We start from the raw sequence: 24,053 nt of genomic DNA, 5'->3' as shown, positions 1-24,053 counted from the left end.
TCCGGCCATCCTTGTAGGCATAGGCTTACGGCACACTGTTGCCAGTTTTACAGCGAAAAGGTTCTCCTATCCGACGGCGACGGGTGACACTCAAGCCTGGGGCGATCCAGCCGATAACTATCGAGGAGAGAGTTCTTTGGCCCTACCGTGTCCTGCCGGTTTCATAAGGTAATTGTCGATGGTCCTGTCGCTTGACCGTTTGCTGGTGCTTGGCGTTCTGATGCTCATGGCTGCAAGCGGATTCTCGCCGAATGCCGCGGCAGAGCCTGCGCTGCGCATCGTTACGGAGGAACTGCCGCCCTATAACATGACGCAGGGCGGGCGGATGACCGGCATGAGCACCGAGGTGGTCCAGGCTGTGCTCAAGGAAGTCGGCATGCAAACCCCGATCCAGTCCATGCCTTGGGCGCGTGCCTATCAGTTGGCGCTCAACGACAGCAATGTGCTGATCTATTCCATCGCCCGCACCCCTGAACGCGAGGCGCTTTTCCAATGGGTCGGCGCCATCGCTCCGACCCGCTGGTACCTGTATTCGCTGGCCGACCGGCCAGTGAAACTCGATTCGCTGGAGGATGCCCGCGGTCACCAGATCGCCACCGTCAACCAGGACGTGGGCGAGCAGTACCTGGTCTCGAAAGGTTTTCGTATCGGCGAGGAATTGCAGTCGAGCACCAAGTACGAACACAACTACCGCAAACTCAAGGTCGACCATGTGGAGATGTGGATCTCCAACGAACTCAATGCGCAGTACCTGGTTCGCCAGAACGGCGAAAACCCGGCCAAGGTGCTGGTACGTTCTCTGCCGATTCCCGACTTGAGCAGCGACGAAGGCCTGAGCATGGCATTCAGTCGCCAGACGCCGATCGAGACCGTGGAGAAGTTCCGTGCCGGCCTGGAAGCCATCCGCCGCAATGGCGTCTACGACGCTATCCTGCATAAATGGCTGTGAGATGGCGCGAAACTCCGAGACTCCCTCAACCGAGCCACAGGTCAAGGCGTTCAGCTCGCTAGGGCGTCGCCTGGTACTCGCGACACTGTTGTTCTGTCTGCTTTTTACCCTGGCCATGGTCACGTTGCGTACCTGGATCGCCTGGGAAAACAACCTGGCGGAAATGAATTCGGAACTGGTGCTGATCGACCAGGTGTTCCAGAACACCTTGTCCCACGCCATCTGGGAACTGGACCGTGAATCCTTGGGCAAACAACTCTCCAGCGTCGCCAAGGCCGCGCCGGTGGGCCGCGTTGTACTCAAGATCCTGCGGCCCGGTCAATCGCCCGAAATCATCGAACTCAATCGATACGCCGTCGTCATGGCCGGCCCCGCGCCCGTGCTGCAGCGTGAACTCGTCGCACAACCCTACGAAGGCGCCAATGAAAAGGTCGGTGAGCTGATCATCGAAGGCGATAACAACCTGCTGTGGGAACGACTCTGGAGCGAGGCACGCAGCATCGTCATCACCCAGGTGATCCAGTCGCTGTTGCTGGCCGGGCTGGTCATGACCGTGTTCAATCGCCTGGTGACCGTGCACGTCATCCATATTGCGCGACACCTGGGTCAACTGACGCCGCAAACCCTGCGGCAACACTTCAAGCTGCAGCGTTCGGTGCGTCGCCAGGACGAACTGAGCCTGCTCGAATCCCAGCTCAACGAACTCCAGGACAACCTCCACACTCACCTGGAACGCCAGCGCCTGGATGAACAGGCCATGGAGGCCAGCCGCGATCAATTGGCCGAGCTGGTCGAGGCGCGTACCGCGGAACTCAAGGCGGCCAACCAGGCGCTCGAAGCCCTCTCACGTCATGATCCGCTGACCGGGCTGCCCAATCGTCGTTACTTCGATGAATTGAAGGAAGTCGAATTTCGTCGTGCGCTTCGCCACAGAACCCCACTGTCGGTGCTCATGTGCGATGTCGATTTCTTCAAGCTCTACAACGACACCTACGGCCATATCCAGGGCGACCAATGCCTGCAGCAAATCGCCGAAACCCTTCGCAGCGTCTTCGGCCGCTCCGGCGAGTTGACTGCCCGGGTGGGTGGCGAGGAGTTCGTCGTGATGTTGCCCAATGTCGATGCAAAGCAGGCCCTCGACGCGGCCCAACGGGTCCGTGCCAGCCTGGCCAAGCGCGAACTGCCCCATAGCGGCTCGGCAGTCTCACCCTTTGTCACCCTGAGCATCGGTGTTGCCGAGCTGGACCCGCAAACCATGGATCACTTCGACCTGTTGCTACAACGTGCCGACCAGGCGTTGTATCGGGCCAAACATCAAGGACGTAATTGCGTTGCCTTCTAAACCAGTGAGGCCTGTATGCACTATCGCCTGACGCTCTGCTTATGTTTGTTCGTGGCCTTGACCAGCCTGCACGGTCATGCCGAAGGGATCGAAGTGGTCACCGAAGATTCGCTGTACGCGTACCTGCGCGACGGCGAACTCGTCGGGCCGGGCACCCACGTCGTCGAGCAAACCCTGAATAATGCCGGGCTGACCGACCACCATATCCTGCTATACCCCTGGGCCCGGGCTTACGATAAGGCCTTGCATGAGCCCAATGTGCTGATCTACCCCATGGACCGCACGGCGCTGCGCGAGCCTTTGTTCAAGTGGGTGGGCGAACTGGAGCGGGTGACCATCAAACTCTACAAGCTGCGCGAGCGCGACGAGATCACCCTGGGCAATCTCGAAGATGCCAAGCTCTACACCGTGGGCGTGGTGCGCAACGACTCCAAGCAGTTGCTCATGCAGCAGCAAGGGTTTACCCGGTTGGTGGTGTCGGCGGACCGTCGCGATAACTTCCAGAAACTGCTCAACCGCCAGGTCCAGCTCTTGCCAATGCCGGAGAACGCCGCACGGATCGTCTGCGACGAAGCGCATGTGGCGTTCACCGACCTGGAGGAGGTCTACTCCTTCGATGAGCGGCCCGCCAGGGTCTACATGGCTTTCAGCCTGAGCACGCCGGATGAGATCGTCGCCCGGGCGCAGCACGCTTTCAGTCAGTTGGAAGCGTCAGGGGAAGTGGCGCGGATCATGCGGGAAGAGCGTTAAACCCCAGGCGACGCAACCCCTGTGGGAGCGAGCTTGCTCGCGATGACGGCGGCACTTTCAGCATTGACGGAAACTGAACCGCCGCTTTCGCGAGCTGGCTCGCTCCCACAGGCTTTTGGCTTGGCTGACATCAGGTAAGCCTCCCCCACAGGTTTCCACCATTTCACCGTTACAGGTCTGATACGCTAGCCGGCTCGCACGCAACGCCATCGCACAGCAACGACTAAGGAGAGTTGACGGATATGATTGTCGGCATTGACCTGGGCACCACCCATAGCCTGATCGCGGCATGGCGCGATGGCGCCGCACAGCTGGTACCCAATGCACTTGGCGAGTGGCTGACCCCCAGCGTGGTAGGCCTGGACGACGAAGGCCGGATGATGGTCGGCCGCGCGGCGCTGGAACGCTTGCAAACCCATCCACAGGTCACGACCTCGCTGTTCAAGCGCTACATGGGCAGCGCCCGCCTCACTACCCTCGGCAATCGCCAGTTCCGCGCCGAGGAGCTGTCGGCCATGGTCCTGCGCAGCCTGCGCGAAGATGCCGAGCGGCATTTCGGCGAGCCGGTCGAGGAAGCCGTCATCAGTGTCCCGGCCTACTTCAACGATGCCCAGCGCAAAGCCACGCGCATCGCCGGTGAGCTGGCCGGATTCAAGGTCGAACGACTCATCAACGAACCCACCGCCGCCGCCCTCGCCTATGGACTGCACCAGCGCGACAATGCCAGCACGTTCCTGGTGTTCGACCTCGGCGGCGGGACCTTCGACGTGTCCATCCTGGAGCTGTTCGAAGGTGTGATGGAGGTACGGGCCAGTGCCGGCGACAACTACCTCGGCGGGGAAGACTTCGACACGTTGCTGCTCCAGGCTTTCGTGGCCACCCAGGCTGGCTCCGACGCGGGCCCGGTGCCAATGGACGACGCGCAGCTGTTCGGCCGCCTGCGCCGTGAAGCCGAACGCGTGCGCAAAGCCCTGGGGCACGAGCCGAGCGCCACGTTCTCGGTTCGCCAGGGTGATCGCGAATGGCGCCATGAATACACCCAGGCGGCAATGGCAGAGCTTTACGCCCCGCTGTTCGCCCGACTTCGCGCCCCCATCGAAACGGCCTTGCGCGATGCACGTATCCGCGCCAGCGAACTGGACGAAGTCTTGTTGGTGGGAGGCACCACCCGCATGCCGCTGGTGCGAAAACTGACGGCCAGCCTGTTCGGACGTTTCCCGTCGATCCAGCTCAACCCCGACGAGGCCGTGGCTTTGGGCGCCGCCGTGCAGGCTGGGCTGAAAAGCCGCGATGCGGCGCTCGAAGAAGTGGTGCTCACGGATGTCTGCCCATATTCGATGGGTATCGAGATTTCGGTCGAGTACGGCAACAAACTCGAAACCGGCCACTACCTGCCAATCATCGAGCGCAACTGCGTGGTGCCGGTGAGCAAGGTCAAGCGTGTGGTGACCCTGCGTGACCAGCAGAAGGTCGTCCTGCTGAAGGTCTATCAGGGCGAAAGCCGCCAGGTCAGCGAAAACATTCTGCTCGGTGAACTGGAAATACCCGTGCCACCCATGCCGGCGGGCGAAGTGAGCATCGACGTGCGTTTCACTTATGACACCAACGGCCTGCTGGAAGCCGATGCACTGATCGTCCAGACCGGGGAACGGCGTAATCTGGTGATCGCCAACAACGCCGGGGTGCTCGACGAGGAAGAGATCGCCCTGCGTCTCAAGGCCCTGGAGTCGTTGAAGGTCCATCCCCGTGACGAACAGCCGAACACCTTGTTGATCGCCCGGCTTGAACGCCTTTACCAGGAAAGCCGCGGCGAGTTGCGCCATCGGGTCGACGACCTGGCCACGCGTTTCGCGCAGATGCTCGACACCCAGGACCTGCACGATATCCGCGCCCTGCGGATGCAGATCGCCGAGCAGCTCGAAGCATTGGAGCAGGATGTCTGGCGATGAGCTGTTGGGAAATATTGGGTCTGCCGGAGGATGCCGACAAGCGTAGCGTCAAGCGTCAGTATGCAAGCCTGCTCAAACGCCATCGGCCTGACGAAGACCCCGAGGGCTTCCAGCGGCTGCGTGAGGCTTATGAACAGGCGTTGGAGTGGAGTGAATGGCGACAGCAGGAGGAAGTGCTCGTCGAGCCACCGTCTGCGCCCATTGACTTACCGCTTGCGCAGTTGCTGTCTCAGCCGCAGGAATCACAAGGCCCCTCCCCAGCCCAGCGCCTGGCTGAGCAATGCCTGGAAGCGATCACGGCGACCAACCTCGCGGACCGCCTGGCCCAGGCACGCCTTTACGGATGTGCGCGGGAATTCGAACACGGCCTGCTGCAGCATTGCCTGATCGACGAAGACAACTACGCTCTCGCCGAGGCCGCCATCGGGCACTTGCACTGGCTGACGCCTTGGCAACACGAGGGCCTGTCCCGTGCCGCCCTGGAACAGCTGCGCGGCAAGCTCATGGAATGGGCCGAGACCCGCCTGAATGCAGCTTGCGCCGACACCGGACGCTTCATTGAATTGGCCCGGGAACTGGCTGCCAGCCCATGGCTACAAGGGCTGGATGCGCGCCAATGGTTGAACCAGAGCCTGGCCATCGCACTCCTGCAAGCACCGGGCTGGTCGGAACCGCTGTTCGACGCCATTTGTGCGCAGCAGGGCTGGAAGCAGTACGGGCACCATAGCCCCTGCCCCGAGCCGTGGTGGAGTCAACTCCTGGCTCGCAGCCACTGCCACACGTTTCTCCAACAACAGGGTCGGCTCACTCAGCTCTTCGACAGCAGCGAGTCTCAAGCGGCGCGCATGCTGTTTGGAGTCGCCGACGAAGACGCCCGGATACGCTTGAGCCTGACCTTCAGCGATGCCGATTGGCAGGCTTGCGAAGCGTTATATCGCACCGTTGAGCTTCGCTACTCACAATTGCTGTACCAGATGCCGCAACTGGCACCGGACAACTGGCGACCGCTGCGTCGGCGACCACCGGTCCTGGCCGTGCCGCTGGCGATTCTCAGCACGTCCGCCTGTATGAGTTGGTTCCTGGAATATCGCCTGGGTGGCTCGTTCTATGCCAGTGTGGTCGACATGCTCCTTCGCACGCTGTCGCTCGGCATCATCGCCTGGGGACTCCACACAGTCTGCAAACCGCTGAGCCGTATCGCCTGGCGCCTGGACCGAAAGCTTCATGCACACTTCGGCCGCTGGCTGAGCTTGCGACGTCCCACCCCGCTGCCGATCCGCGAGAGCCTCTGGGTCGGGTTGCTGGGCGGCGTCATCTACCTGGCCGGCGGGATTCTCGGGGCAGCCGCGTACTTCAGCAGTCTCACGGTATTGGCGGCCCTGAGCGGAAAAGCGTTCTCCGAATGTTGCGCGTCCTTTCTTTCCCGAGTCTATGAGCGGGTGCCTGCAGGCATCCTGATCGGGTTCCTTCTCGGCGTCCTTGTCCCCCTGCTTCTGCTGGGCAATGTTCTGGCCGGCAACGCCCCCCTCGCCGCGAATGAAGGCCTGCAGGCCTGGCCGCAGCGAACCTGCGCCGCCCGCCAGCACACGGCCTCCCCCTGCCCGTCCCAGTTGTCCGCCGACCAGTGGCACGCGCCCAACGCGGCCAAGGCGGGCCAGCCATGATCAGCAGCCGAGCGTTCGCAACCGCCGTGCTCGTGTCGTTGGGCCTGAGCTGGCTGGTCAAACAGATAGACCCGGTGCATATCGACTATGGCACCCGTTTGCGCTGGCAGGCAGTCCAGCAAATAAATACTTGCCTGGTGGACGGCGCGGACCTGCTGGAGCAGCGCTACAGCGTTTACCACAGCCTCGTTGCTCAATCCCAGAAAAATAATGAGCCCTGGAGGGGCTTTGCCGGCTTCGGCATGGGTTCGGGCGATGTCATTCCCCCTCAGGGAGCGCAACCATCGCCATGCTATCGATGGTTCGGCGGCGGCGACCCCGGTAGTTTGCAATACCTGGCCAAAAACTACCTTGGGGCGTATGACAACCTTCGACCGAGCGCCGAGGCTGCTGAACGATGGCTTGCGACTCGGGTGCCAGACCGGCCTCCCTTCGAACCCATCGAGCGCGCCCTGAACCTGCGGTTGCAGGACGCACGCGACCAGGCGATACCTTTGCGCCAAGCCCTGGAGCAGCCGCAGATACTCGTTCGCCAAGAACAACTGGCATCCATCGAAGAGCGCCTGGGACACGACCAGCATTGGTACACGCTGCGCTTCATGATCCATGCCCGCCAGACCATCAATGCCCTCGACGCAATGGCCAACGGCGCTTCACTGACTCCGCAACAGTTGTCCAGCCTGCATCGATCCCTGGCAAACAGCTGGTCGGACGCCGATGCCTTCGTAAAGGCACGGCCGCGCCTGCGTTCAGCCAATGACGGCCAGCCCGTCTGGAGCCAGATCAGTCTGACGGCCGAGCAATGGCTGGCCGCCCTCAATCGCCTGCAACAACACTGGGTCTCCGGAGCCGATGCGGCAGAGCTGAATCAGGACCTGGCGGCCGCCCGGGCCGGTTACGACGAGTTGCAGTCGCTGTACAACTTGGTAGCGAAACAGTATTGATTGACGGGGTTGGCGCTCCAGTGCGAAGCAACCCCTTGTTTTCAGGGCTGCCGCGCAGCCCAGCGGGAGCAAGCATCCACGCCACGACAGTGCTCGCGACCTTGAGCAAATACGGCTAGGCGAACACCTATCGGCATAACCGATCCTGTCACCCAACGTCCTTCCAGGAGCCTGTGCCCGGTGCCCGCCAAATCGACCAATGCCGCCTACATAAAGCGATTCAACACCGTACTCGCCTACATCGACGCCAACCTCGAAGGTGAGCTGTCGGTGAATACGCTGAGCCAAGTGGCGAACTTCTCGGCGTTTCACTTCCATCGACAGTTCACTGCATACATGGGTTTGCCTGTCGCACGGTACGTGCAACTGATGCGTCTGCGGCAGGCGGCCAATCGGCTGGCATCGCGTGCGGATTATGCGGTGCTGGAGGCAGCCCTCGATGCCGGTTTCGAAAGCCCCGAGGCATTCAGCAGGGCTTTCAGGCGGGCGTTCGGCGTGGCGCCGAGTACATTCAGGCAGCAACCGAGCTGGCAGGTCTGGAATGCGGCGTTCGAAGTCCCCCACTTTTCCAGGAGCGTCATCATGCAACTACATATCGTGGACTTTCCCGAAGTCAGGGTCGCCGCGCTCGAACATCGCGGCCCGGCACAGCTTCTCGATGAAAGCGTGCGCCATTTCATCCAGTGGCGCATGCAGAGCGGACAATCGCCCGTGGCATCGAGTCGTACTTTCGGCATTCCCTTCAGCAACCCCGATACCACACCGCCGGAGGCGTTTCGCTTTGCCATTTGCGGTGAGATACACCAGGCCGTCACGCCGAATACCTTCGGCGTACGGGAAACCCTCATCGCCGGCGGCCGCTGCGCCGTGGTGCGACACGTGGGCTCGACCGACCTCATCAGCGAGAGCATCTACCCGATCTACCGCGACTGGCTTCCGAACAGCGCGGAGGAGCTTCGTGACCAGCCGCTGTTCTTTCACTACCTGAGCGTGTATCCGGAGACACCGAAGGACCAGTGGGAAACGGATATTTATGTGCCGTTGCGGTAGGGATTGCCGAGCAGCGACCTCAAACAGGAGAAAGTAAAGCGGTCGACGCCCCTTGTAGCGAGGGGATTTTTATCGAGCCGTTGCCCCGCTGGATTGCGAAGCAGCCCTGGAGCCAGGCATGTCAGCATGCCTGCTTGATCGGGATTACAAGGGGCCGCTTCGCGAACCAACGGGTTGTGCGTAAAGCATTCAGCAGACCGATGCTCAATCGGTCAGAACGCCATTGATAGCTTCATGCAATCACGGTATAACCCTCTTCGGGCTCAAGGTACTGGCGTTCTAATGGCCAGATGGTGCAGGGGATGGCACCGATTCAGCCCGCTCCCCCCATGGATGAAAAAAAATGCTGTTGTGGCCCAAGGTTCTCACTTGCGGCCCGACCTGGCAGCGGCTCCGTTCGTGCCGCATAAACCATAAAATAAAAAATCCAGGGACGAACCAATGAAAAGCACCCAATCCCGTACAGATGCGGCCTCCGTGTCACGTAACAGGCTGTTTGCTCTCGAACAGCGGATGCTTTTTGACGGTGCGGCGGCCGTCATCGCCGATAACGCGATCGTGCCACGCAGCGGTGCGGAGGATACCCACGTAGCGATCAGCGGGGTCAGTGTCAGCGACGACAGTGCCACTCAGCACATCACCCTGAATGCCAGCCACGGTACGTTGAACCTGGCTGCCACCAACGGTCTCACCGGGTTGACCGGCAACGGTGGTGCGACGGTCAGTTTCAGCGGCTCTCTGGCGGACATCAATGCGGCCCTGAACGGTATGTCGTTTACCGGCGACCAGGACTTCAATGGCGGCGCCTCGTTTACCCTCACGAGCGACGACGGCAGCAACATCACCAGCAAGACCATCAGCATCAACATAACCCCCGTCAACGATACGCCAGTGATCAGCGGCAGCGGTCCGGCACTGCAAGTCGACGAGGGTGGCACCGCGAACTTCTCGGCGGCCTCCGACTCCGCCGATGGCAAGGGGTTCGTCCAGAGCAACCTGGGCCTGAACGACGTCGATAACGTGCAGCAACAGGTCATCGTCAAGCTCACGGCATTGGCCAGTGACGGTACCCTACTGCTCAATGGCAAGGAGCTGGGGGTCGGATCGAGTTTTTCCATCGACCAGATCGCCAACCTGAGCTATCGCCATAACGGCAACCAGGTCACGGACCCCGCCGGCCTCACGGACACCTTTACCGTGACCATCGATGACGGTGCCGGTGGCGTGTTGCGCGACCAGATCGTGCAGATTCACATCAATCCGGTCGATCAGGCACCGACGTCAAGCGGCACCATCACCATCATAGAAGGTGAGCAGAGCGTCAGCCTGACCGACAACGGCAACCTGGTCACACCGATCGGCACCCCGCGCGGCGCGATCCAGATCGACGATCCGGACCAGGCCCCCGGTGTCGACTACAGCTATACGCTGGACACCTTGCCCACCCATGGCACGCTGTTCTATGACGGTGTTGCGATTACCAACACCACGTTCGTCATCAGCGACCTGAGCAAACTGACCTACAGTCACGACGGCAGCGAGCCCAGCGCAACGGGCACCACTGACAGCTTCAACCTCAAGGTCACCGACGACGGCGGCGGCACGCTTACTCCGAAGACATCGACGCTGACCGTCAACCTGACCATCCTGCCGAACAACGACGATCCAGTGCTGGACCACAGCATTGCCCAGAACCTGGACCCGGGGGAAACGACACGCGTCGTCACCAGCGGCATGTTGCAGGTCACCGACAGCGACTCCTTCACCTCCAGCCTGACCTATACGCTCACTGCCGTGCCCGACAAGAACGTCGGGTATTTCACTCTGAACGGCGGCTTGCTGGTGGTTGGGTCAAAATTTACCCAAGCCGATGTCAACGCCGGCAACGTCGTGTACCACGTTCGTGCCTATACCGGTTCGGCGCGCACCGACAGCATCAGCTTCACCGTCAAGGACGGTGGCGTTCGCCTGTATCCAAGCGCGCGGGACGGCGGCATCTACGACACCGACACCGCCAACAGTGCGCTGACGGTCAATACCTTCAGCGTCAACGTACCGCCCGAACCGGCGACCTTGCCTGGCGCGATCCCAGCCGATCCGCCATCCAATACCGCGCCCGTCGTCGCCGGCGACAAAACCGCGACACTGGATGAAGCGGCTACTTACACCCTCACCTCCGCCGATCTGAGCGCCAGCGACGATTTTACCGCGGCCGACGGGCTGACCTACCGGGTCCTTGTCACACCAGGCAGCGGCACACTACTGGTCAATGGTGTCGCGATCGGCGCCTTCGGCACCTTCACTCAGGCGGACGTGGACAGTGGCCTTGTCACGTTCCGGCACAGTGGTAATGAACACTTCGTCGACAGCTTCCAGTTCTCTGTCTCCGACGGCACGCTGACCACCGCGACCGAAAACTTCAGCCTCAACATCGTTCCGAAGAACGACACGCCTACCGCCGTCAACGATGACCGGGTCTTCACCACCGAAGGCGGCACCGTCACCGTCACCCATGGCAATATCGTGGTCGCGGACGCCGACAGTCAGGCCGATGCCAGCGGCGGCACCCAGTACGCCACGACCAACGATGTGGTGCTGCAAGTCACCTCATTGCCGCAGTTCGGCGAGCTGACCCTGAACGGCGTCACCGTCACGTTGAACCAGATCATCACCGGGGCGCAGCTCGCCGCGGGCGATCTCAAATATGTCCATGACGGCAGCGAACATTTCACCGACAGTTTCACCGTCCTCCCGGTCGACGACCAGGGCGTGGCCGTCGGAGCCGGCACCAATCAATCGAGTACCGGCGCGGCACTGGTCGTACCCGTGACCATTTCACCGGTCAACGACGCCCCCGCGCTGAGTTCCAAATCCCAACTGATCGCGGGTGAAGCCGGCGCCATCCATGAAGGTGAATCCGCCGTCATCGGCGGCGCCACCGGCTATGCCAACGCCGATGGCTCAGGGGCCGTGAACGGCCCGGTGGCCGGTGCGCATCTGCTTTACGGCGATGACGACAACTCCAGCCTGCAGCGCCAGTACCGACTCACTGCGATTCCACAGAACGGCAATCTGATACTCAATGGCGGCGTGCTGGGGCTTGGCTCGGTCTTTACCCAGGCCGACCTCGATGCCGGTCGCGTCACCTATCAGCACAACGGTAGCGAAACCAGTACCGACTCGTTCTCCTATATCGTCAGTGACGGCGACTTCAGCGCGAATGACAACGGCTCATTTGCCCAGGACGCCGCCGCCACGGCCTCGACCTACAACATCGAGATCCTGCCCACCAACGACAAGCCCTCGGTGACCGCCCCGGGCAGCGCCATCAACCTCGACAGTACGACCGCCAGCAACAACCCGGTCGGTGGCTTCGTGGTGGCCGATACCGACGATCTCGGCGGCAGCTCCGACACGCCTGATTCGGTACAAGTCATCGTGCGCCTGACCCAGGCCGACGGCACGGCCTTTACGGCGGGCAACTATGCCGGCGTCACGCTTTCAGTCGGTCTCGGCGGTGGCGCGACTCGCGATGGTGACAAAGACGGCAATGGCGACTATCTGGTACTGCGTGGCACCCGTGCCGAAGTCAATGCGGCATTGGCTACCCTCTCCGCCAGTGTCAATGATCCCAGCAACGAAGATCATCAATACCGCATCCAGGTCATCGTCGATGACCGGTTGCGTGACGCCGGTGGCAACCTGACGACCGGCGCCAATGGCGGTACCCTGAACCAGGCGGCAACCCCGGGCGGCAGCGGTCAGCCGATCTCCTCCGTAGAGTTCAACGGCTATACCGATACGGTCGCCAACACTGATCTGAACCTCGCCCAGGCCAGCGTGTTGATTCGCGTCTCGACCCTCAATGACGCCCCTGCCGTAACGATCCCGGCCAGCCAGCAGATCAACGAAGACCGGCGAACCCCCATCAGTGGCATCACGGTGCAAGACACCGAATCCACTGCGCTCGATGTTCCGGTCTCCGTCACGGTCAGCGTTCCAGCGGGTCGAGGGATATTGGGCATTGCCGGCACCGGCACGCAGACCTCCATCACCCTGGCCTCCGGTCGTACCGTCAGCATCAGCGCGGATAACAGCGCCAGCGTGACGCTGGTCGGACGCGCCGACGATATCCAGACGCTGCTCAACGACCTAACCAACGGCTTGACCTATACCAGCGCGAGCAATGCCAACCATGACGCCAACGGCGTGGCGGCGGGCGATGTAACGCTCAGCGTACGGATTGACGAAGGCGCCGCCGCCATTGGCGGTGACACGGGCAGCGGCAGCGTTGCACCTGTGTCTCAGACAAGTGAACTCGCTATCACCTTGCAAGCCACCAACGATGCGCCAACCGTGGCGGCAGGCAGCGGCAACCTGGCCGTCGGCCAAGGGGGCGTTGCGGTGGCAGTGCCGGGCTTCTCGGTCGCCGATCCGGATTATGTCGATGGCGGTGGTATCACCGCGCCCGCGGGTGAAACGGCTTCACCGGAGCAGGACTTCATCCAGGTCACGGTCCGTCTGACCAACGCCAGCGGCGTTCCATTGAGCCAGGCGACGTATGCCGGCATCGTTATCGATTCAACCAGCTCACCGACCGAAGACCATACGACCTTCGAGATCGATGACACTCAATCCGGTGCGGGCAATGCCTTGGTCATCCGTGGCAGCCGGGGCAATGTGAACGCCTACCTCGCAGGGCTGCAAGTCACGCTCAGTGGCAGCCTGGCCAACACCGACACCAGCTACAAGGTGCAGGTGATCGCCGACGATCGCGTCCGTGACGTGGCGACCGGCACGCTGGACCCTGGCGGCCTGGCCAACGGCGGCTTGAATCCATCGGGGGCCACGGTTGTCGGCGCGCCCACCACCACTATCGATCCCTATGCGGCGCTGCCTGCGCTGGCGCTCAACGTGGCGAGCAACACGCGCAACCTGTTCGTGTCCAGCATCAACGACCCGACCGTCATCACCGCAGGGGACGTCACGGTCAAGGAAGGCTCGGCGACCCTGAACCTGACCGGCGCCGTGGGTGGGTTTTCGATCAGCGACCCGGATGCCAACGGCGCCAACACCTTCTCTGCCACTGTCCATGTCAGCCAGGGCGTCATTTCCGGTGTGGGTGGTAGCGGCGGTACCCTTGGCGGCCTGGGCAGCGATACGATCACCATCACCGGGGCCACCCAAGCCCAGGTCAATGCGCGCCTGCAAGCCTTGACCATCACTTATCCGACCGCCGCGAGCGCTCCGGCAGCGGCCGACTACACCGGCAGCTTCACTGTGACGGTCACGGTCAACGACGGTGGAAGCATCGGTCAGCGTTCCGGTGTCTTGAGCGGCGATACCAATGATGCCAGCCAGAACCCGGGCGACTACGACTACGCAGATTCCAGCAGCGCCCAACTGGTCACGACCCGTACGATCAATGTGACAGTGACCCCTGTCAACGACACGCCGGACGCCTCGGGACTGAGCACCGTCCAGACCACGACCAAGGGGGGTGGTCCTATCCGCCTGGACAGCGATGGCAACGTGACGGTCCATGATCCCGAGCTGGACTTGAGCCCGGACAAATGGATGGGCGCGACCTTGACCATCGCCCGTCACGGCGCCAGCAATGCCAATGACGTCTTCGGTCTTTTCGACAGTGACACCAGCAATGATGCGGTAGGTGTCCAGAGCAACGGCAGCGACCTGATCGTCGACGGCGTGACCGTCGGCACCCTCAGCAATGGCTCGGGCAGCTTGCAGATCACCTTCAATGGCAATGCCGACAACGCGGTGATCGGCAGGGTCATGGGCGCCGTCACCTACAGCAACACCGATCCTTCGACGTCTCCCAGCGCCGATGTGCAAGTCGACTTCGTCCTGGATGACCAGAACCCGAACACCACCGACAGCGGCACTGCCGGCACTGGCCAGGACCAAGGCGCCGAAGGGCAGAAAACCGCGACCCAGTCGATCACCATCCACCTCAATACCGCACCGGTCGCCACGGACGATGGCCTGCAAACCGTCCAGCAGGGCAATCCGGCCAGTGGCAATGTACTGCCCAATGACACCGACCCGGAAAGCAATCCCCTCAGCGTCAGCGAATTCAGCGTCGCCGGGGTTTCCGGCAGCTTCAACCCTGGCGACACCGCGACCATCAGCGGCGTCGGTACGCTGACCGTGAATGCCGATGGCAGCTATCTGTTTACGCCAACCTCGACCTATCACGGCGACGTGCCGGTGGTGACCTACAGCATCAGCGATGGCACAGGCGGCAGCGACAGCGCCGACCTGACCATCCGTGTCAACGCGCCGCCCGTTGCGGTGGATGACGGCCTGCAAACCGTCCAGCAGGGCAATCCGGCCAGCGGCAACGTGCTGCCCAACGACACCGACCCGGAAGGCAATGCCCTCAGTGTCAGCGGATTCACCATCGCCGGGGTTTCCGGCAGTTTCAACCCTGGCGACACCGCGACCATCACGGGCGTGGGTACCTTGATCCTCAACGCCGACGGCAGCTACCTGTTCACGCCAACCTCGACCTATCACGGCGACGTACCGGTGCTGACCTATAGCATCAGCGATGGCGTGGGCGGCAGTGACAGCGCCGACCTGACCATCCGCGTCAACGCGCCGCCCGTTGCGGTGGATGATGGCCTGCAAACCGTCCAGCAAGGCCATCCGGCCAGCGGCAATGTACTGCCCAATGACTCCGACCCGGAAGGCAACCCCCTCAGCGTCAGCGGCTTCACTGTCGCCGGGGTTTCCGGCAGCTTCAACCCTGGCGACAGCGCGACCATCAGTGGTGTCGGTACGCTGACCATGAATGCCGATGGCAGCTACCTGTTCACCCCGCTCGCCAGCCATTTCGGCAACGTGCCCACCGTGACCTACACCCTCAGCGACGGCGTCGGCGGCTCCGACAGCGCCGACCTGACGATCAGCGTCAACTCCAAGCCGACCGCCACCGACGACGGCGTCTTGCTCACGGATCGCGACACACCGCTCCAGTCCATCAATGTGCTGGGTAACGACAGCAGTCCGAATGGCGACCCACTGACCGTCACCCACGCCGAAAGCGCGGACGGCAGCGTCTCGATCAACCCTGATGGCACCCTGAACTTCACGCCGACAGCGGGTGTCACCGGTGATGTGACCATTACCTACGTGATCATCGACAACCACGGCGGCAGCGGCACCGCCCAGGTGCGCATTCACATCAACGAGCCCCCCGTGGCGATCGACGACGGCGTGCGGACCGGGCTTCAAGGCGACCCTGTCAACGGCAGCGTGCTCGGCAACGACAGCGATCCGGAGCACGACGCGATTCACGTGATCGACTTCAGTATCAATGGGGTAGCCGGTACCCATGCGACAGGCAGCAACGTGGGGATTGCCGGCGTCGGAACGTTCACGCTGGCGCTCGACGGCACCTACCAGTTCGTGCCGGACAACAACTTCACTGGCACGGTACCGACGATCACCTACCGGATAACCGATGATCATGGCGGTTTCTCCAGCGCGCAATTGAGGTTACGCATCGACCCCTCGGTGTTGCCACCGCCGCCGGCCTCCGAGGTGACAGCCGATCAATCCCGACTACCGGGAGACGTCGAGCGTCACGTCTATCCGGACTGGCATCTGGACCTGTTGAGTATCCAGCGCTCGATGGTGCCCGGACTGTTCGTCACCCTTCCGGTGATTGACTCCCAGGCTCAGGCCAGCGACCGACTCGATCCGCTCCTGTCCAGCTACAACACGGCGATCAGCGGGCAAATACAATCGGAGTCGATTGGCCTGGGGCTCGGTTTCGTACCTGACCTGCATGTCACGCAGGCAGTGCAGGACTCGCAAAGAGCCGTCGACTACCTGGAACCATCGCTCAGGTTCAAGGACAGCGAGTACTTCACCGGTGGCGACAGTCTGTTCGATGACTTCAACACATGGGCACCGCGTGCCAACGAAGCTCCCGCGGCAGGCCTTCAGCCCACCTCCGGGCCCCAGGCCGCGGTCTCGTTCAGTGACCAGGTGAACAAGGCTGCGACGCAGCGCCAACCCCACTTGTTCAATGAAAGCAACCGCCCGCCCGCACCACAGCGCAAAGGCTGAACCATTTCTTTTTGTCTTGATAAAAACGGTACCCACATGCGCTTGATGGAAAAAAATCGTTCAGTGTTGGTCCCCGGGTTGCTCCTGACCGTCCTGTTCATGGGCCTGGCAGGTTGCTCCGTTGCCCCACAGCCGTTGAAAGATGATGAAGTTCACCAGCGCGTGGCCGGTGACCAGCTCCAGCTTTATGCGGACCAGGAACCGATCAAAGGGCCAATGACCTTCGCCGATGCACTGGCGCGCTCGCTCAAATACAACCTCGACTATCGTCTGAAGCTGATGGAGTCGGCGCTCGCCGCCGGCCTGCACGACGTTTCCCGCTACGACATGCTGCCCAAGATGCTGGTCTCGGCCGGCTACGCCTCGCGCAACAACGAATCGGGCGGCACCAGCGTGGGTATCGAGACCCACACCGTTTCGTTGATCCCCTCCTCCTCCGTCGAGCGCGACCGCACTCTGGCCAGCGCCGAGTTTTCCTGGAACCTGCTGGACTTTGGCGTCAGCTATTACCGGGCCAAACAAAGTGCGGACCAGTATCTGATAGCCGAAGAACGCCGTCGACGGGTCATGCAGACCGTTCTGCAGGACCTGCGCACATCCTATTGGCGTGCCTTGGGAGCCCAGCGCCTCGAAAGCCAGGCCGACGATCTGCTCAAACGTGTACGCATCGCCCTGGGCAAGTCCCGCGAAGCCGAAATACAGGGGCTGCTGCCCCCCGCACAGGCCTTGGCTTACCAAAGTGCCCTGTTGGACGCGACCACCTTGCTCAACGCCCGGCGGCAGGATCTGGAGTTTGCCAAGCGCGAGCTGGCGGCGCTGATGAGCATTCCACCAGGTACCCAGTTCACCTTGGCCGAAGAAAGCGAACCGTCGTTGCCAGGCGTTCCCGCAGATATTGCCAAGCTTGAAGAAATCGCCTTGCAGGCACGTCCCGAGTTGCGCGAAGAGGATTACCGCAAGCGCATTTCAGCAGACGAAGCGCGTCGCCAGTTGCTGGCCTTGCTGCCAAGCCTGGGCATCAACATCAACAGCCAGTACGACTCCAACAAATACCTCTATAACAACAGTTGGGTCGACAGCGGCGTGCAGCTCAGCGCCAATCTGTTCAGGCTGGCCGCCATTCCGGCCACGCAAAAAGCCAGCGACTCCCAGGAAAAGACCGACAACGCTCGCCGCCTGGCATTGTCGATGGCGGTGTTGACCCAGGTACGCATTTCGGTCGAACGCTACAAATTGGCCCTGGTCGATTACGATCTGGCCGACCAGTCGAGCCAGGTCGATCAACGGATGGCCAAGTTCGCCCGGGCCTCGCTGACCTCGCGCACCGACTCCGAACTGGAAGTGATCCGCACCGAGACCCGCGCCCTGCTCGCTCAGTTCCAGCGCTACTCCGCCTACGCCACCGCGCAGACCGCTTTCGGACGCATCTACAACTCCCTGGGGCTCGACGTACTGCCCGAAAACGTCAACGACTCCAGCAATCTGCAAGAGCTCTCACAGCAACTGGAGAAAAGCCTCGGCAATTCGGAACGGCAAGCGTTCACCACAGCAGTCGGTGAGCGACCTTCGCAGCAACCCATCGCGGTCCGTATCGAGTACCAGGGCAATGCCCAGGCGGCCAATGCCATGCTCAACGTAGCGCGCAAGGCACTGGAGCGTAACCTGTTCGTCCTTGCCGAAAACGACCCAGGGGTGCCTACGCTGGTCATGCGGCTACAGGTGTCCGACGTCCAGGATGGCATACGTCGCGGTCAGTGGAACGTCAGCCTGCTCCGTGCGGGTGGCAGCGTGGCGGGCACCAGTCATTATCAGAGCACGTTGCGAGCCCAGCCGGATAGAGACTCATTGAACGCCTTCTGCGAAGCCGCCACGGTGGCTGAATTGCCGAACCTGCGCGAATGGTTGAAATCGGCCTCGGTACAGGTCGCTTCCAAATGAGCCTGTCCATGCGTTGTCGTCCATTGCTCATGCTGACCGGCCCGCTGCTTGGCCTGGCCTTGGCGGGTCAATCGGCCTGGGCACAGAATGAAACCGACGCCGGGGTGCGTGTGCTGCTGGTAGCCGATCAGGAAACCACCCTGGCCAGCCAGTTGGTGGGACGCGTGCGTGCGGTCAATGCGTCGCTGGGCTCGTCGTTCCGCAAGGGCGACGTACTGGTCAGCTTTGACTGCGACGAACAGACCGCCCGCCTGAAAATGGCCCAGGCCGACCTGAGTTCCGCGCGCGAGACCCACGACGCCAAACTGCGTCTGCAAGGCTTGCAATCCGCCGGCGAAGTGGAAGTGTCGCTGGCCGCCAGCGCGGCGGAAAAAGCCGCCGCCCAGGTCGCTCAATACCGTGCCCAGCAACAGCAGTGCATGGTCCTTGCGCCGTTCGACGGGCGCGTGGTCAAGGTCCAGGTCAAAGCCTTCCAGGGTGTCAACCTGGGCCAGCCATTGCTCGACATCATCAGCAACGGCCCGCTGAAAATGCGCGTCAACGTGCCCTCCAGATGGCTGGCCTGGCTCCGGCCCGACCAGACCTTTCAGGTTGACCTGGGTGAAACCGGCAAACGCTACCCGGCCAAGGTCAAAGCCATCAACGCCCAAGTCGATGCCGTCAGCCAGACCATCGAGCTTGAGGGCGTGATCGAAGGCCAGCCCAAGGACCTGCTGGCAGGCATGAGTGGTACTGCGCTGTTCGAAGCCGCGCAATGAATGCCCAAGCCCATCCAGTGAACCCGGTCGCGGCGCTGCTGCATCTGGAGTTGCGCGCCCAAGAGGCGCGCAGCACTGAGCAGTTGGGTTTTGTGATCGTCAACGAAACCTGGCAGCTTCTGCAATATCGCCAAGGGTACTTCTTCGTCAGTGATGTATTGGGCAAACCCGCGCTGAGCAATGTCTCAAGCCTGGCGATGCTCGCGGAGGAGTCACCGTTTACCGTTTGGCTCAAGGGTCTGGCTCATCATCTCTGGTCAGCGCCCATGGCGGCGGACGACCCGACACGGGCTCCCGTGGTAGGCCTTTGGCAAGCACAGTCGCTCCCCGACAGCTTCGCCGAGGGCTGGGCTGAGTGGATGCCGGCGCACCTGCTGTGTATTCCACTGCCCGGTCGCGACCATTCGCGCCGGGGCATGTTGCTGCTGGCCTGTGACACCGAGCCGGACGAACACACCCAGGCTCTGCTCGCCCGACTGAGCCAGACCTATGCCTACTGCCTCGCCGCGCTGACCGACAAACGCCCCACGCTCGGCGCTCGCTGGCAAGTCTGGCGACGGCGGCCGTTGCGGATGGCCGGACTGGCTTGTGCCGTCGCCCTGGCGTTTCTGTTCCCGGTTCGCCTGAGTGCCTTGGCCCCGGCCGAAATCGAAGCGCACAACGCCATGGCCATCGCCGCACCCCAGGACGGCGTAGTGCATGAGTTCCTGGTGCAACCCAACCAACTGGTACAAAAAGACCAGCCGCTGTTCAGCCTCGATGACACCACCCTGCGCAATCGCCGGGCCGTGGCCTTGCAAGCACTGCAAGTCGCCCGTTCCGAAGCCCTGCTCGCTGCCCAGAAGGCGTTCGACAACGCCCAGAGCAAAGGCGAACTGGCCGCGCTCAACGGACAGGTGCAGGAAAAGCAGGCCGAGGTCGCTTGGCTCGATGAGATGCTCGAGCGCAACGTGGTCAGGGCGCCACGCGAGGGCATCGCGATCTTTGGCGACAGTAACGACTGGATCGGCAAGCCAGTGGTCACTGGCGAACGGATCATCCAACTGGCCGACCCACAAGATGCCGGCGTACTGATCTGGCTGCCGGTGGCCAATGCCATCAATCTCGATACCGGCTCGCAGATTCGCCTGTTCCTGCATGTGGCCCCTCTTTCGCCCCTGACCGCCAACCTGATCCAGACCAGCTATCAAGCCACCCTGTCGCCGGACAATGTCCCTTCTTACCGGATTCGCGGGCAGTTCCAGGGCGATGTCAGCCAGTTGGCCCGTATTGGCCTCAAAGGCACCGCCAAGCTGTATGGCGAACCGGTACCGTTGATCTATTACGTCTTGCGACGCCCTTTGGCCGCCTTGCGTGAATGGAGCGGCCTGTGAGTGAACTGGACCTTGCGGCCATGCCATCAAGCCCCTCCACCGGCTTGACGCCCCAGGGCTCGGACATCGAGCTACCGGAAAAGCTGCCAGCGATACGCGAGGACCTGCGCCTGACTCCGGGCGCGACGCAGCGCGATGGGTCGCCGACCTGGATGATCCAGGATCCGGTCGGCAACCGTTTTTTCAATATCGGCTGGCTCGAATTCGAGATGCTGTCACGCTGGTCTCTGGGCAGCCCGACTCGCTTGCTCGACACATTGGCGGCAGAAACGCCCCTGCGGGTCAGCCGCGGGGAGCTGGCCGCCCTGTTGTTGTTTCTGAGTCGCCATCAGTTGCTGCATATCACCGATGTAAATGGGACCCGCAGCCTGGAGGAAATGGCCAGGCAACGCGGACACACAGGCTGGCAATGGCTGCTTCACAATTATCTGTTCATGCGGGTGCCGCTCTGGCGTCCGCAACACCTGCTGCAGAAAACCCTGCCGTGGGTCGCGCCCCTGTTCAGCAGGGCTTTCCTGACGGGCGTTGCCGTCGCCATCCTGTTCGGCCTGTTTTTCGTTGAACAACAATGGGACGAGTTCGTTGCCAGCTTCAAGCAGAGTCTCTCGCCACAAGGGATGGTCGGCTACCTGATAGCACTGGCCGTGACCAAATGCCTTCATGAACTGGGACATGCCTACACCGCTACCCGTTATGGTGTGCGTGTTGCTCATATGGGTGTGGCGTTCCTGGTGCTGTGGCCGGTGCTCTACACGGACACCAGCGAGTCGTGGAAACTGGCCGACCGGCGCCAGCGTTTCCATATCGCCGGCGCTGGCATCCTCGTGGAGCTGATGATCGCGGGAATCGCCACGTTGGGTTGGGGGCTATGCGAGAGCCCCATGCTCAAAAGTGCGTTGTTCTTTCTGGCAACCACCAGCTGGATGATCTCGCTGGCACTCAACGCCAGCCCGTTCATGCGCTTTGATGGTTACTTCCTGCTGTCCGACTGGCTCGACCTGCCGAACCTGCACGAACGTTCGGGAGCATTGGCGCAAGCCTGGATGCGTCGCCGACTGTTGGCCTGGGACGAGCCAGACCCCGAAGTCGTGGCGTCGCGCCTGCGGCGTTCTCTCATCGCGTTTGCCGTGATCACCCGAATCTATCGCCTGGTGGTGTTTCTCGGGATCGCCGTCGCCGTGTACTACCTGTTTTTCAAGGCGCTGGGCATCTTCCTGTTTCTGGTTGAAATCTGCTGGTTCGTCATCATGCCTATCCAGCGTGAACTCAAGGTCTGGTGGCGCCGTCGCGAGGAAATCCCTGCCCGCCGTGGCCGCGTGCTGTTGCTTGGGCTCGGCTTGCTGGGGCTGGCGGTTGCCCTGCCGTTGAATACCCATGTGCAGGCACCGGCCTGGTTGCATGCGGAGGTTCAATACACGCTCTATAGTCCACTGCCTGCAAGGTTGACGGAGATATCCGCGGCAGGACAAAGAGTCGAAGCCGATTCGGTCCTGGCCGTTCTCGACTCTCCCCAGATACGCGATAGAGCCGAACGGTCGCACAAGGCCGCCCTGGCACTGCGTGCGCAACTGGACGGCCTTGCCGGGGCGGTGGATGGTGCGGAAAAATACACCTCGATTGCCAGCCAACTCAGCCGCCAGCAAGCCGAGTCGGCGGCGCAATCAGCCGAACTGCAACGCCTGTCTTTACGCGCCCCGATGGCGGGGGTACTCACGGACATCGACCCCTCGATACAGCCTGGTGTCTGGGTCAAGCCGAATCAACCACTGGGGGTACTGGTCAATCCCGACAGCTGGACAGTTGAAGCTTTCGTCCGGCAACAGGACCTTTCACGCTTGAGCATCGGCGCCCGTGCGCGCTTCTATGCCGAAGGCGACGCAGGCACAGCGCTTGGAGGACAGGTTGTCAGCATCGACGATTCGCGCACCCAGAACGTTCCTCATCTGATGTTGAGTACCGCCTATGGCGGTCCGATTCCTGTCTCTGGCAAACCGGACAGCAGCTTGCAGGTGCGTGACGCGCTTTACCGGGTCAGGATCAGCCTGGACACCCCGCCCGCTCAAACGATGATGCGCTTGGGAAAAGTCTCGATCGAGGGCTCCCACGTAAGTCCGGTTGCCGGATTGCTTACCGATGCCCTGTCCATTCTGATTCGGGAGAGCGGTTTTTGACCTGCGATATTGCACGCGCTGCCATTGCAATCAGCCCCCGCGGATGACTGGGTGGTAACCACAACATCCGGGCTCTGAACAGACTGCCCTATTCCTTGGCGGGATCCTTGGCTGTCGGTTTGCGCTTCCTGGAAGCCGCCACCTTGTATTCACCGGTACCGGCCTCTGTCGCCAGGTGTGCGATCAGTGGCTCGTTGCGAACGCTGTACTTCGCAGGCTTCCTGGCCGCAGGGCGAGCGGTTTCAATGGAGGTCGCCTTGACGGGGGCTGACGACAGGAAAGCACCCGGTTCCATCGCAAACCGCTGTGCCAACGCATACGCCATCTTGTGGCTGATGGGCCGATCCCCACTCAACACCTTGGATACCGCCGTCTTGTCGCCAATTTCGGGGAGGTCCGAGCCCGTGAGCCCAAGCGTCTCCATCAGGTCCCTGATCAATTGCACCGGGGTGCATGTCGCTTCAAACGCGGCGGTGGATTCGCGAAACTGGTCGGAGTCGCGCTGGTAGGCCAGTATTTCGTCTTCGAGCTCGACGAGGATTTTCTCCTCGACCTTGCTCAGCTCACGCCCGTCGGTGAGCTCGTCCAGCAGATCGGTCGCACGCTCATAGTCGGCGGGCGTCTTGATGCCATGCACGAACTCACCGCGCAGACGCTCCAGCACCGCGTGTAGCTCGCCAAGCGTTGCGATCACGGTCTGAAAGTCATTCCTGACTGCGCTCATCGTTTTACTCCTTTGTTGCTTGCATACCAGACGTTGGCTACGTCGTAATCGGCATGTGTGTAGATGTGCTTGACGTAGAATTTCTGTCGGATGTAGTGGACACCTCCTATCACTCTGAGATTGTTGCCCCCTACGTCAATCACGACCCAATTCGCCGTGGCTCTCGGCTTGAACAGGTCGATACCTTGAGTACCGAACAGTTTCTGGAGATCTGCGAGTGCTGTCGGACGGGCCATCTTCAAGATGCGCCGGCAGCGATCGAGCCCGGCCTTATCGTTCGGGTACAAAATGGCGGCGGCGTCAAAACATGATGGCTTGAGTATATCCATAGGCTTCCCTGT

General features: G+C 61.8%; 14 protein-coding genes. 12 read left to right on the top strand and 2 right to left on the bottom strand.

Features of this window, described 5'->3' with window-relative positions:
- Positions 1–178 precede the first annotated feature (178 nt).
- The 12 genes from LOY35_RS13150 (at position 179) to LOY35_RS13095 (ending at position 22,988) form a co-directional block, all read left to right on the top strand.
- Positions 179–949 carry an ABC transporter substrate-binding protein gene (locus tag LOY35_RS13150; protein WP_258633082.1) on the top strand — a complete coding sequence of 257 codons (771 nt, stop codon included), beginning with the start codon at positions 179–181 and terminating at the stop codon, positions 947–949.
- A gap of 1 nt (position 950) precedes the next feature.
- The gene (locus LOY35_RS13145; RefSeq protein WP_258633080.1) at positions 951–2,291 is read left to right on the top strand and encodes a GGDEF domain-containing protein; all 1,341 of its coding nucleotides are present in this window, start codon (positions 951–953) and stop codon (positions 2,289–2,291) included.
- 15 nt (positions 2,292–2,306) lie between these two features.
- A complete protein-coding gene (locus LOY35_RS13140; protein ID WP_258633078.1) occupies positions 2,307–3,041 on the top strand; it encodes an ABC transporter substrate-binding protein in 735 nt (244 codons plus the stop codon).
- A 242-nt stretch (positions 3,042–3,283) separates the two neighbouring features.
- On the top strand, positions 3,284–4,990 hold the full coding sequence (locus LOY35_RS13135; RefSeq protein ID WP_258633076.1) for a molecular chaperone HscC: 1,707 nt from the start codon (positions 3,284–3,286) through the stop codon (positions 4,988–4,990).
- Entirely contained in the window at positions 4,987–6,654 is a 1,668-nt protein-coding gene (locus tag LOY35_RS13130) for a J domain-containing protein (protein ID WP_258633074.1), read from the top strand. Before LOY35_RS13135 ends, LOY35_RS13130 begins: the two co-directional genes overlap by 4 nt.
- Positions 6,651–7,598, top strand: coding sequence for a YiiG family protein (locus LOY35_RS13125; protein ID WP_258633072.1), 948 nt, complete (start codon positions 6,651–6,653; stop codon positions 7,596–7,598). The genes LOY35_RS13130 and LOY35_RS13125 overlap by 4 nt, the downstream gene beginning before the upstream one ends.
- A 180-nt stretch (positions 7,599–7,778) precedes the next feature.
- Complete coding sequence (locus tag LOY35_RS13120) at positions 7,779–8,648, top strand: GyrI-like domain-containing protein (protein WP_258633070.1); 870 nt, start codon at positions 7,779–7,781, stop codon at positions 8,646–8,648.
- 513 nt (positions 8,649–9,161) lie between these two features.
- Positions 9,162–16,748: an Ig-like domain-containing protein gene (locus LOY35_RS13115; RefSeq protein ID WP_258633068.1), complete on the top strand. Its 7,587-nt coding sequence runs from the start codon at positions 9,162–9,164 to the stop codon at positions 16,746–16,748.
- A 36-nt stretch (positions 16,749–16,784) separates the two neighbouring features.
- Entirely contained in the window at positions 16,785–18,686 is a 1,902-nt protein-coding gene (locus LOY35_RS13110) for a TolC family protein (RefSeq protein WP_258633067.1), read from the top strand.
- An 8-nt stretch (positions 18,687–18,694) separates the two neighbouring features.
- Positions 18,695–19,444: an efflux RND transporter periplasmic adaptor subunit gene (locus LOY35_RS13105; RefSeq protein ID WP_258633066.1), complete on the top strand. Its 750-nt coding sequence runs from the start codon at positions 18,695–18,697 to the stop codon at positions 19,442–19,444.
- Positions 19,441–20,817, top strand: a complete 1,377-nt coding sequence (locus LOY35_RS13100; RefSeq protein WP_258633063.1) for an efflux RND transporter periplasmic adaptor subunit — start codon at positions 19,441–19,443, stop codon at positions 20,815–20,817. The genes LOY35_RS13105 and LOY35_RS13100 overlap by 4 nt, the downstream gene beginning before the upstream one ends.
- Complete coding sequence (locus LOY35_RS13095; protein ID WP_258633061.1) at positions 20,814–22,988, top strand: HlyD family efflux transporter periplasmic adaptor subunit; 2,175 nt, start codon at positions 20,814–20,816, stop codon at positions 22,986–22,988. The genes LOY35_RS13100 and LOY35_RS13095 overlap by 4 nt, the downstream gene beginning before the upstream one ends.
- An 88-nt stretch (positions 22,989–23,076) precedes the next feature.
- On the opposite strand, the gene LOY35_RS13090 is transcribed toward LOY35_RS13095, so the two are convergent.
- Together LOY35_RS13090 and LOY35_RS13085 are read right to left on the bottom strand one after the other, a co-directional pair.
- Positions 23,077–23,712 carry a type II toxin-antitoxin system HigA family antitoxin gene (locus LOY35_RS13090; RefSeq protein ID WP_258633058.1) on the bottom strand — a complete coding sequence of 212 codons (636 nt, stop codon included), beginning with the start codon at positions 23,710–23,712 and terminating at the stop codon, positions 23,077–23,079.
- Entirely contained in the window at positions 23,709–24,041 is a 333-nt protein-coding gene (locus LOY35_RS13085; protein WP_258633055.1) for a type II toxin-antitoxin system HigB family toxin, read from the bottom strand. Before LOY35_RS13085 ends, LOY35_RS13090 begins: the two co-directional genes overlap by 4 nt.
- Positions 24,042–24,053: the final 12 nt, after the last annotated feature.

Source organism: Pseudomonas sp. B21-028, from assembly GCF_024749045.1.
Classification (GTDB): domain Bacteria; phylum Pseudomonadota; class Gammaproteobacteria; order Pseudomonadales; family Pseudomonadaceae; genus Aquipseudomonas.
The sequence above is the reverse complement of the archived record's forward strand: the minus strand, read 5'-3'. Positions and strand labels throughout refer to the sequence as shown.

Excerpts from the sequence above, each read along its gene's own strand:
- LOY35_RS13140 (WP_258633078.1), top strand. The coding sequence starts at position 2,307 with ATGCACTATCGCCTGACGCTCTGCTTATGTTTGTTCGTGGCCTTGACC.
- LOY35_RS13110 (WP_258633067.1), top strand. The coding sequence starts at position 16,785 with ATGCGCTTGATGGAAAAAAATCGTTCAGTGTTGGTCCCCGGGTTGCTC.
- LOY35_RS13100 (WP_258633063.1), top strand. The coding sequence starts at position 19,441 with ATGAATGCCCAAGCCCATCCAGTGAACCCGGTCGCGGCGCTGCTGCAT.
- LOY35_RS13130 (WP_258633074.1), top strand. The coding sequence starts at position 4,987 with ATGAGCTGTTGGGAAATATTGGGTCTGCCGGAGGATGCCGACAAGCGT.
- LOY35_RS13150 (WP_258633082.1), top strand. The coding sequence starts at position 179 with ATGGTCCTGTCGCTTGACCGTTTGCTGGTGCTTGGCGTTCTGATGCTC.
- LOY35_RS13125 (WP_258633072.1), top strand. The coding sequence starts at position 6,651 with ATGATCAGCAGCCGAGCGTTCGCAACCGCCGTGCTCGTGTCGTTGGGC.
- LOY35_RS13135 (WP_258633076.1), top strand. The coding sequence starts at position 3,284 with ATGATTGTCGGCATTGACCTGGGCACCACCCATAGCCTGATCGCGGCA.
- LOY35_RS13145 (WP_258633080.1), top strand. The coding sequence starts at position 951 with ATGGCGCGAAACTCCGAGACTCCCTCAACCGAGCCACAGGTCAAGGCG.
- LOY35_RS13115 (WP_258633068.1), top strand. The coding sequence starts at position 9,162 with ATGCTTTTTGACGGTGCGGCGGCCGTCATCGCCGATAACGCGATCGTG.
- LOY35_RS13105 (WP_258633066.1), top strand. The coding sequence starts at position 18,695 with ATGCGTTGTCGTCCATTGCTCATGCTGACCGGCCCGCTGCTTGGCCTG.
- LOY35_RS13090 (WP_258633058.1), bottom strand. The coding sequence starts at position 23,712 with ATGAGCGCAGTCAGGAATGACTTTCAGACCGTGATCGCAACGCTTGGC.
- LOY35_RS13085 (WP_258633055.1), bottom strand. The coding sequence starts at position 24,041 with ATGGATATACTCAAGCCATCATGTTTTGACGCCGCCGCCATTTTGTAC.